This window comes from Paraburkholderia sp. JHI2823, assembly GCF_038900695.1.
Taxonomy (GTDB): Bacteria; Pseudomonadota; Gammaproteobacteria; order Burkholderiales; family Burkholderiaceae; genus Paraburkholderia; species Paraburkholderia mimosarum.
Genome location: NZ_JAYMRY010000020.1, coordinates 42117 through 55302 on the forward strand (window position 1 = coordinate 42117; position 13186 = coordinate 55302).

General features: G+C 62.5%; 14 protein-coding genes. 7 read left to right on the forward strand and 7 right to left on the reverse strand.

Translation table 11 applies throughout. The annotated features are described in order from the left end of the window. Nucleotides 1-557: 557 nt before the first annotated feature. Entirely contained in the window at nt 558-1109 is a 552-nt protein-coding gene (locus VSR34_RS21310; RefSeq protein WP_342963401.1) for a phasin family protein, read from the reverse strand. A 645-nt stretch (nt 1110-1754) separates the two neighbouring features. Here VSR34_RS21310 and VSR34_RS21315 point away from each other — a divergent pair. After that, nucleotides 1755-2030, forward strand: coding sequence for a hypothetical protein (locus tag VSR34_RS21315; RefSeq protein ID WP_028213516.1), 276 nt, complete (start codon nt 1755-1757; stop codon nt 2028-2030). Between the two features lie 327 nt (nt 2031-2357). On the opposite strand, the gene VSR34_RS21320 is transcribed toward VSR34_RS21315, so the two are convergent. From VSR34_RS21320 to VSR34_RS21345, 6 genes are all read right to left on the reverse strand, one after another. Further along, the gene (locus tag VSR34_RS21320) at nt 2358-2747 is read right to left on the reverse strand and encodes a carboxymuconolactone decarboxylase family protein (RefSeq protein WP_342963402.1); all 390 of its coding nucleotides are present in this window, start codon (nt 2745-2747) and stop codon (nt 2358-2360) included. A gap of 158 nt (nt 2748-2905) precedes the next feature. Next, nucleotides 2906-4375, reverse strand: coding sequence for an aldehyde dehydrogenase (locus VSR34_RS21325; protein ID WP_342963403.1), 1470 nt, complete (start codon nt 4373-4375; stop codon nt 2906-2908). A gap of 14 nt (nt 4376-4389) precedes the next feature. Then, nucleotides 4390-5427: an LLM class flavin-dependent oxidoreductase gene (locus VSR34_RS21330; RefSeq protein ID WP_028213519.1), complete on the reverse strand. Its 1038-nt coding sequence runs from the start codon at nt 5425-5427 to the stop codon at nt 4390-4392. An 11-nt stretch (nt 5428-5438) separates the two neighbouring features. Then, entirely contained in the window at nt 5439-6422 is a 984-nt protein-coding gene (locus VSR34_RS21335; protein ID WP_342963404.1) for a flavin reductase, read from the reverse strand. After that, the gene (locus VSR34_RS21340) at nt 6419-7240 is read right to left on the reverse strand and encodes an alpha/beta hydrolase (protein WP_342963405.1); all 822 of its coding nucleotides are present in this window, start codon (nt 7238-7240) and stop codon (nt 6419-6421) included. The genes VSR34_RS21335 and VSR34_RS21340 overlap by 4 nt, the downstream gene beginning before the upstream one ends. Beyond that, nucleotides 7209-7811, reverse strand: a complete 603-nt coding sequence (locus VSR34_RS21345) for an amino acid synthesis family protein (protein ID WP_342963406.1) — start codon at nt 7809-7811, stop codon at nt 7209-7211. The genes VSR34_RS21340 and VSR34_RS21345 overlap by 32 nt, the downstream gene beginning before the upstream one ends. Before the next feature lie 146 nt (nt 7812-7957). On the opposite strand from VSR34_RS21345, the gene VSR34_RS21350 reads away from it, so the two are divergent. The 6 genes from VSR34_RS21350 (at nt 7958) to VSR34_RS21375 (ending at nt 13186) form a co-directional block, all read left to right on the forward strand. After that, entirely contained in the window at nt 7958-8248 is a 291-nt protein-coding gene (locus tag VSR34_RS21350) for a DUF1330 domain-containing protein (RefSeq protein ID WP_028232136.1), read from the forward strand. A gap of 126 nt (nt 8249-8374) precedes the next feature. Then, nucleotides 8375-9061, forward strand: coding sequence for a GntR family transcriptional regulator (locus tag VSR34_RS21355; protein ID WP_342963407.1), 687 nt, complete (start codon nt 8375-8377; stop codon nt 9059-9061). Nucleotides 9062-9270: 209 nt separating this feature from the next. After that, the gene (locus tag VSR34_RS21360) at nt 9271-10164 is read left to right on the forward strand and encodes an alpha/beta fold hydrolase (RefSeq protein WP_342963408.1); all 894 of its coding nucleotides are present in this window, start codon (nt 9271-9273) and stop codon (nt 10162-10164) included. 4 nt (nt 10165-10168) lie between these two features. Continuing rightward, the gene (locus VSR34_RS21365; RefSeq protein ID WP_028232134.1) at nt 10169-11125 is read left to right on the forward strand and encodes a flavin reductase family protein; all 957 of its coding nucleotides are present in this window, start codon (nt 10169-10171) and stop codon (nt 11123-11125) included. Between the two features lie 103 nt (nt 11126-11228). Next, nucleotides 11229-12260 carry an ABC transporter substrate-binding protein gene (locus VSR34_RS21370; protein WP_028232133.1) on the forward strand — a complete coding sequence of 344 codons (1032 nt, stop codon included), beginning with the start codon at nt 11229-11231 and terminating at the stop codon, nt 12258-12260. A 41-nt stretch (nt 12261-12301) separates the two neighbouring features. Further along, nucleotides 12302-13186 (forward strand): ABC transporter permease, encoded by an 885-nt coding sequence (locus tag VSR34_RS21375; protein WP_028232132.1) that lies wholly within the window; start codon nt 12302-12304, stop codon nt 13184-13186.

Consider the following 13186-nt stretch of genomic DNA (forward strand, 5'->3'; position numbering starts at 1 on the left):
GGCTCGCCCGCGGTGTCAAAAAAATCCGGCCCGTAGTGGCGCCGGCCAAGACACACAACGCCACCTTCAGAGGTGCCGTCGGGGGACTGTTCCACTCCAGCTATCAGAGCGAAAAAATGAATCCGGCCATGCTGGCGAACGCCGGAAATTCAGGCCGATTCGCCCGGGCGCAGCAGATGCCCGCGTGGGCACAGCGCGACGTGCTTCGCCGCATCAATTTCAAGGCACACTAGAAGCATTCCTGGCACCACGTTCCGTCGTCAATTCGATACGACAGCTGCTGCTCAATGCGCCGGACAGAAGCGGGGCGCTGGCCGTGTTAACCGATTGTGTGGCAGGTCGTGCGCAAAGCCTTGAATGAAACGGCTAAGTCGCCCCGGGGAAAACCCTTGGTTGGCGGCAAATGCGGACAGCGTGCACCAGGGCTTCCTAGCTGCTCGATGGCCAGGTCCCCACGCCGCTGCCCGATATCGTGCCGTTCAGCCCCAGATCGTACGCAAAACAGTCGCCAGGCATTTGCGTTCCCGTTCTGGCGCTACCTATTGACTTCCAACGGTCTATTCTTTATCAATCGGTGCGACGGGTTTGAGCGTCTGTTGGCTCGGTTTGCCAGTAGACGCGGCGTTGAGATTGCTTTCCGCCGTCTCCACTGCTTGCCTTGCCGCTTTCGCCGCAGTCTCGTACATCGAATTGGCCGTATCGGTCGCGCTCGTGACGAATGTCGTCCATGCCGTCACTGCGGCTTCGCTTCCCGGCGGCGCATTTTTCGTGAGTCCGTCGATGAAGGAGCGCAACTGCGCTTGGGCGAGCGCAGAAAATTCGGCTTGGGTTTTTGAAAGAATTTCGTAGACGTCGCGCCAGTACGACTGCACCTTCTCAGCGCCAGGTTGGGCCACGATGGACTGTTGTGAAAACGTTTCCTGAGGATCTTTGGCCGAAAGAACCTTGATGACGAATTCCTGATTTTCAGCGAGGACCGATTTGACCGCTTGCACATTCAGTTCGGCCAATCTGTCAATGCCTTCAAACGCTTTGTTCAGGAGAGCAAACGATGTGTCGACACTGGCTTTCTGCGTTGCGACATGCTGTTCCGTTGTGAGACCGCTCATCAATGGCTCCATGAAAGGGGGAAGTGCCCGGATGTCCACGAAAACGGCTCACGGGCAACAAGACACAAGACAGAGTCAGTGGTGCGATGCAGCAATGTCCATTCTAGGTGCGGGTTGGCGTATGTCAATGGTTTGTTGGAGCAAGCCGCTTCCCGGCGCGGGAGCAAATCGGCAAAGCCGCGACAGGCTTGGGTCTGCAGGCAATAACCAGGACATACCCGCATAGGGAATGGGCGTTTGTCGCAAGCCGATGGATTATTTCAGCAGACGTTTGCAATGCAGCAATATCACGTTGCAATCTGCCTTTTTGCCCGCTTCGGACACTGCGAAATCCTGCCAGGCCAAGCGGGCATGGCGCGCCAGAACCTGTTCTTCTTCACGACGAGAGAATCTAGAGTCTCTTTTATAGTATTACCAATGAATAGACGATCGCCATTTTCAGAAACGATCAAGCGCGTTGACTGCGGCAAATGGATTCACTGCGAAGTCATACAGTCGCATGCTGTTGCGTCATTTCTACAACATGTTCGTTCGGGCACACACGGCGTTCTTTGCACTCTGATAGTCTTTTCGCAACCACCGCGCGCGGCCTGCAAGGGCCCTCGATGTGTGCGATTGCGGAATCGAAGACAGGAGGGCTCATTCATGCTGCGCTGGCTTTCAAACCTGATTGCACACAATGCCCCAACGCCGGAGAAGCAGGCTGAACGCGCGCTGGGTGAATTGCGCATGGCACTGTTCCAGGCTGAACAGCGGGTCATGGATGCCCAATTGCAGGCCGACTACTACCGCACGCGAATTTCGTTTTGCGAAGAAGTCGTGAAGGCCGGCATCGAACAGGTATCGGACCGACATAATAGGCAACGTGAAACGATGCCGCACGATTTGCGACCGAACCTGAAGCTCACTACTTCTCAGTAGCCGGCCGTTTCAGGCGGCTCAGCGACCGCGGTTTAGCGGCCGGTCCCGGCTGCCTGGGTGCCCGTGCCGGCTCCGCATATTGCGCCGTTCACTGCGCGATGCGCGGAACTGTGCCGGACGTTGCGGTGATCAGCGCCTCGTGACGTGGGTGGGTTTTCGATGACGGTGCCCCGCAAGGGGCTGTGGCCGTCCACGTGCAGCCGTACACCGGCTGTATCAGACGGACTGGCAGCGCATCGAGCACGTGTCGGCGGAGGCTTTCCCGCGCGAGACGTTACATCGAGCCTATGTTGCCAACCCGGTGCAACATGGCTCGATCATCGGCGCTTACTTCAACGCCCCTTCAGCCATCAGCACTTCGTGCGCTGCCTTGAACGCGCTGAGGCCGTGTGGGATGCCCGAGTAAGCGGTAGCGTGCAGAAGCGTCGCTTTGATTTCGTCAACACTCACGCCGTTGTTGAGCGCGCCCTTCACGTGCAGCTTGAGTTCGTTGGTGTGTCCCGCGGCAGTCAACATCGCGAGATTAAGCAAGCTGCGCGTCTTGCGATCGAGGGTCTCGTCGCCCCATGCCCACCCCCATGCCCACGCCGTGGTCGCGCGCTGGAATGCCATCATGAAGGCATCGGCTTTTTCCATCGACGCATCGACATACGCCACGCCGAGAACTTCCCGCCGAATCGGCAATCCTTTGCGGAACAGTGCATCATCTTCTTGCATGATCGAACTCCCAAGTTTCAATGCTACCGGCAGATGCCTTCAGGGGAAACCGACAACGAATTGCCTTCAGCGCGCAGAAAAAGCCACGCTTCGCGCAATGAACGGCATACGAGCAGCGCGGCGGAGAAAGGCAGATGTCGACGACAAGCCGCAACGAATCAGCGCATCACGAACGGATCGCTGATCGGCTCGTCCGAGGTGCGAAGCCACACGGACTTCGTCGTCGTGTATTCGAGCGCGGCGGCCATGCCACCCTCGCGGCCGTGCCCGGAAAGCCCGAACCCGCCGAACGGCACGAGCGGCGAAACTGCGCGGTACGTGTTGATCCAGACGATGCCCGAGCGCACGCGGCGCGAAACTCGATGCGCGCGCGTGAGATTGGTCGTGAAGATGCCCGCGGCAAGTCCGTAAGCGGTACTGTTCGCCTTCTCGATCGCCTCGTGCTCGGAAGAGAACGTATCCACTGAAAGCACCGGGCCGAATAGTTCGGTCGTGGCGCTGTCCGCGTTGCTCACGCCCGTGCAGTCCAGAATTGTAGGCGCGTAGTAATAGCCGTTGCGCTCCAGTGCCTTGCCGCCGGCAAGCACCTTCGCGCCCTGGCTCACGGAGCGCTCGACAATCTTCTCGATGTTGCGCAGTTGCCGTTCAGTGCACAGCGGCCCGTATTCCGTCGTCATCTCGTTGGGTGAGCCCACGCGAATGCGCGAGACCCGCTCCACGAGCAGTTCGAGGAACCGCTCCTTGACGGAGGCCTCGATCAGGAGCCGCGAGCCCGCCACGCAGCTTTGGCCGCTTGCGGCGAAAATGGCCGCGACCTGTGCGTTCACGGCACTCTGGATATCGGCGTCGGCGAATACGATGAAGGGCGATTTGCCGCCCAGTTCCAGCGACACCTTCGCGAGATTCCTGGATGTGTTCGAGACGATATGCCGTGCGGTTTCGGGGCCACCGGTGAAGGCGACCTTGTCGACCTTCGGATGGCCGCTCAGCACGGCGCCGCATTCCGGCCCGAAGCCCGTGATCACATTGACGACGCCCGGGGGGAAACCCGCTTCGTGAACGAGCTTCGCGAATTCGAGCAGGGGACCGGCCGCTTCCTCGGAAGCCTTCAGGACTACTGTGCATCCCGCGGCGAGCGCGGGCCCGAGCTTGACCGCGGAAAGGAACAGCTGGCTGTTCCAGGGGACGATCGCGGCGACTACCCCAACGGGTTGCCGTTCGAGCCAGACCTGCATGTCCGGCTTGTCGACGGGAATATGGCTGCCTTCGATCTTGTCGGCAATGCCCGCGTAGTAACGGTAGTACTCGGCGACGTAAGCAATCTGGCTCGACGTTTCGCGAATGATCTTGCCTGTGTCGTTCGTTTCAATTTCAGCGAGTCGCGGTGCGGCCTTTTCCACGAGCCCGGCCAGCTTGTGCAGCAGCTTGCCGCGCGCCGAAGCCGTGAGTCCGGCCCATGCGGGATCGCTCAGCGCGCGATTGGCTGCCTCGACGGCGCGGTCGACCTCCTGCGTGCGCGCTTCGGGCATTTGCGCCCACACGTGGCCCGTGGCCGGGTTGACGCTGCCGAACGTGGCGGCGCCGGGCTCGAACTGGCCGTCGATATACAGCTGAAAATGAATGTCCATGGGATCGCCCCCCCTTACCTGAACGCCGGCATGACGTCGTTGATCATGCGCTCGAGCGATGCCTTCTTGCGCGCGAAGCTCATGCCCGTATCGATCCAGAACGAGTACTCGTCGAAACCGAGTTTCTCATAGGCCCGCAGGCGCGAGATCACTTCCCCGGGCGTGCCGATCACGTTGTTCCTGCGCATCGCTTCGGGCGTGTAGAACGGATGGGCGGCGATCTCCTCCTTCGTGAGCGGCTTGATCATGCCACGGCTCACCGGCCGCTCGTTCCTGAACCACGCGCCGAAGTAGTTGTAGAACGTGTTGACTTCGTCGGCGGCGAGTTGCGCGTCGTCTTCGCTGCTCGCCACATAGGTGTGGCGCAGCAGCATGATCTGCGGGCGCGGCACGTCGCGGAACTTCTCGCACGCGGCATTGAAGTGGCCAACCAGCTTCTCGACTTCTTCGTCGCCCAGATGCAGCGGCGTGACCTGTACGTTGCAACCGTTGGACACCGCGAATTCGTGGCTGTTCGGGTCGCGCGCGGCCACCCAGATCGGCGGATGCGGGCGCTGCAGCGGCAGAGGCGACGAGGTGGTCGAAGGGAATTTCCAGAACTCGCCTTCGTGCGCGTAATCGCCTTCCCAGAGCTTTTTCACGGCCGGAATGAGTTCGCGCATGCGCTGCCCCGCGCCCCATGCATCGAGGCCCGGCATCAGGCGTTCGTATTCGAACGAGTATGCGCCTCGCGCGATGCCCAGATCGAGGCGGCCGTTCGTGATGATGTCGGTCATCGCGGCTTCGCCGGCGAGCTTGATCGGATGCCAGAAGGGGGCAATGACCGTGCCCGTACCGAGGCGCACGTGCTTCGTCTTGTTGGCGAGGTCAGCGATATTGAGGAACGGGTTCGGCGCGATCGTGAAGTCCATGCCGTGGTGCTCGCCGGTCCAGACGGCGTGCATGCCGCCGCGATCGGCGATCTGGCACAGCTCGATCATTTCGTCGTACAACTGCTTTTGACTCGTCTGGTCGGAGACGCGCTCCATATGAACGAATAGCGAGAATCGCATGATGTAACCTTTCAGGAATGAAGCGGACGGACTGTGCCGTTGCTATGGTCGCCGAAGTACAAGCCGTAGCTCTTCAATTCGTTTTCCTTACGGTAGCGTTGAAGCATGCTGGCCAATGCATTGTCCTGGAACGCTTCGGTCTCGATGTCGTCGAGGCTGACGAATTGCCCCGAAGCGTCGCCCGAAACGTGGCCCACAGAGGCGAGTTCATCGGGCGCGCTGCACAGGAACGAGATGTACTGGTAATGGGTTTCGGTATTGTTGTAGACCGAATAAATGAAACTTGCCGAAGCATCGGGCTGGTACTTCGCGAAGATCTCGGCAAGCGCCTTGTCCGCGCCTTCCTTGCCGATCGCTTTCGAAGGCAGTCCCCATTTGTTGCCGGCTGTCTTCACGAGCAGCACTTTATCTTCGCGCGCGATGATCGCATTCACGATGACCTTCGGTCCCGCGATGACTTCCGCCGACACCCTGGCCGGCGTGAAGTAGCCACCACGATAGTAGCCAAGGCCCGCAAATCCCGCGGAATGAAACGCCCCGACCCGGCCGATGATGAGCGCGTGGTCGCCCGCGTCGATCACGGCGTGCGTCGTGCAGTCGAACCAGGCGCTGACGTCGTCGATGAGCGGGTTGCGGTTGGCGCTCAACTGCCAGCTCACGTTGGCGAAGCGATCGTCGCTCGGCCGCGCGAACGTGTTGGACAAATCCTTCTGCCCTTCCGCGAGAATGTTGATGGCGAAGTGGCCCGCCGTGGAAAACGCCTGGTAATTGCTCGACGTCTTCGCAATGCTCACGAGCAGCAAGGCGGGATCGAGCGAAACGGACGAAAACGAATTGGCGGTGAAGCCGAGCGGCTTGCCGCCGTCACTGGCGGTGGTCACGATCGTCACGCCAGTCATGAAGGCGCCGAACGCGTCGCGCAGTTCGCGTGTGTTGATCTTCGATATCGCTTGACCCGCATTCCGTCCCATTGCCTGACTCGTCTCCTGGCTCATTTCACACTTCCACTTCGTGGTTTTCGGCTTGCGGCGCCGTTTGCAAAGGCACGCAGCGCGCGATTGACTTCGTTGGGCGCGGTCAGATTCACCACGTGACGCTCGTTTTCGATCACGACGGCCCGGCCGTTTCGAGCGGCTCGCGCCATCTGCCTTGCCATCTCCGGCGTCGAATTCGGATCGTCGGCGCCCGTGAGCACTAGAGCCAGGCAGGCAATCGTGTTCCAGCCGTCGGCGTAGACTTCGTCGCCGCTCGCAAAGGCCGTATACGCCGTGGCGTAGCCCGCGAGGTTCACCGTTTTTAGCCACGACTCGACTTTTTGCGCGGCGACCTGTTGCGCTTCGTCCGCGTTGAACCAGCGCCGCAACGGGGTCTCCACGTCGGTCATGCCCGAACGCAATTCGGCGGCGCGCCGCAGCACCGCTTCGCGCGCCTGCTCCGTGTGGCGGTACACGCCGTTCAGCACGGCTACGCGTTTCACCAGATCCGGCCGCGTGACGGCGACGCCAGCCGCGATCAACGAACCCATCGAGTGTCCGGCCAGGTTGACGGGGCCTGCGTTGAGCGCCTCGATGAAATCCGTTGCCCACTCAACGAACTGCGGCAAGGCGGCGCCCGCTTCGAGCCCATCGCTTTGTCCGTGGCCCGGCATATCGACCGAGATCACCCGGAATTCAGATGACAAGTCTTCGATCTGCGGATGCCACGCGGTTGCCTGCATGCCCACGCCGTGAATCAGGACGAGCGGTTCGCCCGCGCCCTGCTCCAGATAGTGCGCGACGCGCTTATTTGACAGCGGCAGGGTTCTTGACGTCATTTCCGAGTTCCGCGAGGTCTTTGTAGCGATCGCCAATGCGGTGATGCGGACGGCCGCCCGTTGCGGCGCCAATGGCGATGACGAGTTCGTCGGCGGCCGGCGCATCCGCAATCGAGAACTGCAGCGTGAGGTAATGCGAGCGGCGGCCTTCGTCGTTCTTGTCCATCATCGGAATCAGCAGCGGCGCATTGGCCGGGCCGCGCGTGTTGTTGAACGCGAGATACGACTTCGCCCCCACGGCCGAGCGGTAGGTGTTGCCGAAGTGCAGCGTGTGAATGAGCGCGGACGCATGCTCCAGCTCGCCGGAAAGACCGACGATGGCGCTCTTTCCGAAGGCTTCGACGGCTTCGCCCGAACCGGCTTCGTCGATGATGAGCTTCGTCAGGTGTTCGCTCAATTGAGGCGCCAGGGCGCGAATCTCGGGCGAGAGGTCTTCCACATAACCGCGGCCCGCCCACGGGTTCTTGATGACAGCGACCGCGCCGATCAGCTTCAGCGGTTTTGCAGCGGGCTTTTCGCCATCTACGAAGATGTTTTCGACGTGCAGGACGGACTTGCGGATCAGGCTCATGGCGACTTCCTCGGTACATTGATCGTATGAGGCATTTTGGTATACCATGTTACGGCATGCCATGAGTGTTAACCCGATAGATGCCGTGACGCCCGTCTGGCAAGGGTTTGCGGACTTTTGATGCTTGAAGATGGACAGGAGGAGAGATGACTGCTTACTGGATTGCCCATGTCACCGTGCTGGATCCCGAGAAGTACAAGGACTACACGGACGCTGCGCCGCTGGCGTTCAAGAAGTTCGGTGCCGTGTTTCTCGCACGCGGCGGCGCGGCGCAGGTGCTGGAAGGGGAGTCGTTCGCGCGGCACGTCGTGATTCAGTTCCCCGACATGCAAGCGGCGCTCGACTGTTATCGGTCGCCGGAGTATCAGGCTGCCAAGGCGAAACGCGATGGACACTGCGTGGCGCAGATCACGATCGTCGAGGGACTGGTGGGGTGATCACTCACCTGCTGCGGCTGGCGGAGGGAAAGCTGAACGTCGGTTGCGTCATAATATGGCATTCCATATCCACGCCCTGGTGCGCGGCTTTTCGTTCATCTCCTGACCAACGCCTCATCGCCGCCTATGCAAGACCTCAAAATCGACCGCAACGCCAAGACCCTGCGTGAGCTAACGCTCGACAAACTGCGCGGCGCGATAGTCCAGGGATATTTTCGGCCGGGCACGCGCCTCGTCGAACGCACGCTATGCGACGAGCTTGGCGTGAGCCGCACGGTGGTGCGCGAGGTGCTCCGCCATCTCGAGACCGAAGGGTTGGTCGAGAGCGTCGCGCGGCAAGGGCCGATCGTGGCGCGGCTCGACCCCGCCCACGTGGGCGAGATCTACGAACTGCGCGGGCTGCTCGAAGCCAACGCCGCCCGGGCCTGCGCAGAGAGCGCCACGCCGGAAGTCGTGAAGCAGTTGCGCGAGATTCGCACGGAGATCGAAGACGCGTTCGAAAAAAACGACTTGCCGCGCGTGGTGGAGTACACCGAGCGTTTCTATGAAACGCTGTTCCAGGCCGCCAACAAGCAGGTATCGCTCACGCTCGTCAAGACGCTTAATGCGCGCATCAACCGCCTGCGCGCGTTGACCATCGCCACGCCGGGGCGAGGCAGCGACTCCAACCGGGAGATGAACCTGCTGCTCGATGCGATAGAGCGGCGCGACGGCGAGGCGGCGGCCGCGGCGTCGTTCGCGCACATCAAGCGGGTTTCCGAGCTTGCGCTTTCGGCGCTCGCCGCGCAAAACGAAGAGCCCGGGGAGGCCTGACGCGCCCCGGCTACCTGGCCGTCTGACAACGGCCGCCGGCAGACGCCGGCGGCCTTTTTCTTTTGTCTGCTCAATTCGCGCGTCGGTTTTGGATGCCTGCGCACGCCATAGCGAGGCGCGGACAATCTCATGGTATTCCATAATACATCGCGCATTGTTGTGGGCCATAAGATGGAATACCATAATCTCATCGAACACGAGCTTGAACCATGAAGCCTGATTTCGTCTCCGAACATGCTGTCTCGCGTGGCCAGCGCGCAAGCATCGCTGGCACTTGCTACAGCGTGTACGCGCCGCAGCCGGATGCCGACTGCGAAACCGTAGTGCTGATCCACGGCGTGGGCATGAACCAGAGCGTGTGGGCGCCGCAGATCGCGGCGTTGTCCGAATCGTTTCGTGTCGTCGCCTACGACATGCTCGGTCACGGCGAGAGCGCGCTTCCCAGCGCCGAGCCCACGCTCGACGAATACGCTGCGCAGCTCGAAGCGCTGCTCGACACCATCCACGTGGAGCGCGCGCACGTGGTGGGGCATTCGATGGGCGCGCTCGTCGCGCTCGAATTCGCGCTGCTCAATGCGCCGCGCACGTTGAGCGTGGTCGCGATGAACGCGGTGTACGACCGTACGCCGGCACAGCGCGAAGCGGTGATGACGCGCGCGGCTAGTCTCGGCGACGCGCCCGCCGCGAGCGGTGTGGACGCGACGCTCTCGCGCTGGTTCGGCGATCCGGTTCCCGGTCATTTGACCCAGGCGGCGCAGGCAGTGCGAGCGCTGCTGCTTGCCGTCGATCCCGTGGGCTACGCGCGTGCCTACCGTCTTTTTGCGTCCGCTGACGATGCCCACGTAGGGCGTCTCGCGGCGCTCGCTGTGCCCGCGCTCTTCCTCACCGGCGAGTGCGATCCGAATTCGAGCGCGCAGATGTCGCATGCGATGGCGGCGGTCGCGCCGCGCGGCCGCGCGGAAGTCATCGCGAACGCGCGCCACATGATGAACGTCACCGACCCGGAGCGCGTCAACGCAAGCCTGCTCGCGTTCCTGTCCGAAGCTTCGGCGTCGACGCATGCCGCGAATAGCGTTGCAAACACAGGAGAACGCCATGGCTGAGCCGATGACTGACCACCTCGCGCAACCGACTTTCGATGCCGCCGAATTTCGCCGCGCGCTCGGCGCGTTCGTGACGGGCGTGACCGTCGTCACGACGATCCAGCCCGATGGTTCGCCGCGCGGCTTCACGGCCAACTCGTTCACCTCGGTGTCGCTCGACCCGCCGCTCATTCTGGTGTGCATCGCGAAGACGGCGTCGAGCCATGCCGTGTTCTCGCAAACGCGCCGCTTCGCCGTCAGCGTGCTTGCCGAAGACCAGCAGCAGGTTTCGGGCGTGTTCGCCTCGAAGGCCGCCGACAAGTTCGCACAAGTGCCCTGGAGCACACGCAAAACGGGCGCGCCGGTCATGGACGGCGCTGCGGCGAGCTTCGACTGCACGACGCACGACGTCGTGGACGCGGGCGATCACATCATCCTGATCGGCCGCGTGGTCGATTTCGTTCAAACGAGTGCCTCGCCGCTTGGCTACTGCCGTGGCGCGTACGTGAACTTCAGCCTCTCGCAGGACGCGCTGGCCGCGGCCGGTGCGCGTGCGACGGTGGGCGCGATTCTCGAACATCGCGACGGGCTCGTGCTCGTCGACACGGCCAAAGGCGTGACGCTGCCCACAGGCATCAGGCTCGAACCGGCGAGCGACCCCGCCAGCCTGCGGGGCGTGCTCGCGAAGCTCGGCTTGCGTGCGCATCTCGACTTTCTGTTCGCCGTGTTCGAGGACGCCGGCGGCAAAGCGCCCGGCGTGCAAATTTATTATCGCGGCCGCGTGATGCAAAACGGCTCGCCCTGGCTCGACAGCAGCATCCGCATCGTGCCGCTTTCGCAGATTCCCTGGGACGAACTGCGCGACGACGCCGTGCGCTCGATGCTCGAACGCTATGTGCGCGAACGCAGGCAGGACGCGTTCGGCATTTATGTCGGCGACAACGAAGCCGGCACCGTGCAGCCGCTCGCGCTGACGCATTGAAGCCGCGGCGATGCAAGACCCAGCTACCCCAACCCCGATTCCGGCGCGTTTTCTCGCAGCCGGCCTGACGAAGCGACAACCAACCGTATCACCGGAGAGAGCCATGAGCAGCAGAAGCACCTCGTTTATCGCGCCGATGTTCGTTGCGTGCGCAACGACGCTCGCGGCAGCGTCCGCACTGGCCGCCGACCCGATCGTCTTCACGAGCTGGGGCGGCACGACGCAATCGTCGCAGCAGAAGGACTGGGCGCAGCCGTTCACGCAGTCAAGCGGCATCAGTGTGCTCATGGACGGCCCGACCGACTACGGCAAGCTCAAGGCGATGGTCGACAGCGGCAACGTGAGCTGGGACGTCGTGGACGTGGAGGGCGACTTTGCCTATGCCGCGCAAAAGGCCGGGCTGATCGAGCCGATCGACTATTCGGTGGTGAAGAAGGACGAACTCGACCCGCGCTTCGCGACGCCGGCCGCTGTGGGGAGCTTTTATTACTCGTTCGTACTCGGCTACAACAAGGCGAAATTCACTGGCGCGCAGCCACAAACCTGGGCGGATCTCTTCGATACCAAGCGCTTCCCCGGCAAGCGCACGTTCTACAAGTGGTCGGCGCCCGGCGTGCTCGAAATCGCGCTGCTCGCCGACGGCGTGCCGCCCAGCAAGCTCTATCCGCTCGACCTCGACCGCGCGTTCAAGAAGCTCGACACGATCAAGAGCGACATCGTCTGGTGGAGCGGCGGTGCGCAGTCGCAGCAGCTGCTCGCTTCGGGCGAGGCGCCGATCGGCATGTTCTGGAACGGTCGTCTGCACGCGCTCGCGCAAACCGGCGTGCCCGTCGGGATCTCGTGGAACCAGAACCTCACCGCCGCCGACATGCTCGTGATCCCGAAGGGCGCGAAGCATCGCGACGCAGCGATGAAGTATCTCGCGGCCGCAACGAGTCCGCAGGCGCAGGCGAAATTCGCAGCCGACACGGGCTACGCCCCGGTCAACGTCAAATCGGCCGCGCTGATGCCAGCGGGTATCGCGAAGACGCTGCCCGATCAATACAAGGACTCGCAGATCAATCTCGACATGAAGTACTGGGCCGAGAACCGCGACGCGATCGCCAGGCGCTGGTACGCGTGGCAATCGAAGTAAAAGCCAGTCCGACGTCGCGAACCGGTTCGAAAGGAAACATCATGCCCAACGTATTGAGTACCGTCGCGCACCCGCCCGCGACGGCCGCGCGCAAGCGGCGCGACTGGCGTAGCATGCGGCTGCTGGCGCCGGCCATGCTGCTGCTCGTGATCTTCTTCCTGCTGCCGGTGCTCTCGCTGCTGTTGCGCAGTGTGCTGGAACCGACGCCGGGCCTGCACAACTACGAGCAGTTGCTCGGCTCGACCACGTATCTGCGCGTGTTCGGCAATACGTTCCTCGTGGCGACGGTCGTGACGCTGGTCACGCTGCTCGTGGGCTTTCCGATGGCGTGGCTGCTCGCCATCGCGCCGCGCAAGCTCAGTTCCGTGCTGTTCGCAATCCTGCTGCTCTCGATGTGGACCAACCTGCTCGCGCGGACCTTCGCGTGGATGGTGCTGCTGCAGCAGACCGGGCCGATCAACCGCATGCTGATGGCGATCGGCGTGATCCACGAGCCGCTGTCACTCGTGAACAACCTCACCGGCGTGACCATCGGCATGACTTACATCATGCTGCCGTTTCTCGTGATGCCGCTGCACGCCACGCTGCGCAGCATCGACCCGTCGACGCTGCGCGCCGCGGCGGTTTGCGGTGCGAGCCGCTGGCAGGCGTTCTGGCGCATTCTCGTGCCGCTCGCCATGCCCGGCGTCGCCTCCGGCGCGCTCATGGTGTTCGTGATGGCGCTGGGATACTTCGTCACGCCCGCGCTGCTCGGCGGTCCCTCGTACATGATGCTGGCGGAACTGATCGCGCAGCTCGTGCAGGAACTGCTCAACTGGGGCCTCGCGGGCGCCGCAGCCTTCGTGCTGCTCGCCGTGACGCTTGCGCTCTATGCGTTGCAACTGCGCTTCACGGGCCGTGCGAACGCAAGTATGGGAGGGCGCTGA

Bases quoted from the DNA above. Each gene is read 5' to 3' on its own strand.
- VSR34_RS21365 (WP_028232134.1), top strand. From the start codon at position 10,169: ATGACTGACCACCTCGCGCAACCGACTTTCGATGCCGCCGAATTTCGC.
- VSR34_RS21325 (WP_342963403.1), bottom strand. From the start codon at position 4,375: ATGGACATTCATTTTCAGCTGTATATCGACGGCCAGTTCGAGCCCGGC.
- VSR34_RS21340 (WP_342963405.1), bottom strand. From the start codon at position 7,240: ATGACGTCAAGAACCCTGCCGCTGTCAAATAAGCGCGTCGCGCACTAT.
- VSR34_RS21375 (WP_028232132.1), top strand. From the start codon at position 12,302: ATGCCCAACGTATTGAGTACCGTCGCGCACCCGCCCGCGACGGCCGCG.
- VSR34_RS21360 (WP_342963408.1), top strand. From the start codon at position 9,271: ATGAAGCCTGATTTCGTCTCCGAACATGCTGTCTCGCGTGGCCAGCGC.
- VSR34_RS21345 (WP_342963406.1), bottom strand. From the start codon at position 7,811: ATGAGCCTGATCCGCAAGTCCGTCCTGCACGTCGAAAACATCTTCGTA.
- VSR34_RS21370 (WP_028232133.1), top strand. From the start codon at position 11,229: ATGAGCAGCAGAAGCACCTCGTTTATCGCGCCGATGTTCGTTGCGTGC.
- VSR34_RS21310 (WP_342963401.1), bottom strand. From the start codon at position 1,109: ATGAGCGGTCTCACAACGGAACAGCATGTCGCAACGCAGAAAGCCAGT.
- VSR34_RS21320 (WP_342963402.1), bottom strand. From the start codon at position 2,747: ATGCAAGAAGATGATGCACTGTTCCGCAAAGGATTGCCGATTCGGCGG.
- VSR34_RS21355 (WP_342963407.1), top strand. From the start codon at position 8,375: ATGCAAGACCTCAAAATCGACCGCAACGCCAAGACCCTGCGTGAGCTA.
- VSR34_RS21335 (WP_342963404.1), bottom strand. From the start codon at position 6,422: ATGAGCCAGGAGACGAGTCAGGCAATGGGACGGAATGCGGGTCAAGCG.
- VSR34_RS21350 (WP_028232136.1), top strand. From the start codon at position 7,958: ATGACTGCTTACTGGATTGCCCATGTCACCGTGCTGGATCCCGAGAAG.
- VSR34_RS21330 (WP_028213519.1), bottom strand. From the start codon at position 5,427: ATGCGATTCTCGCTATTCGTTCATATGGAGCGCGTCTCCGACCAGACG.
- VSR34_RS21315 (WP_028213516.1), top strand. From the start codon at position 1,755: ATGCTGCGCTGGCTTTCAAACCTGATTGCACACAATGCCCCAACGCCG.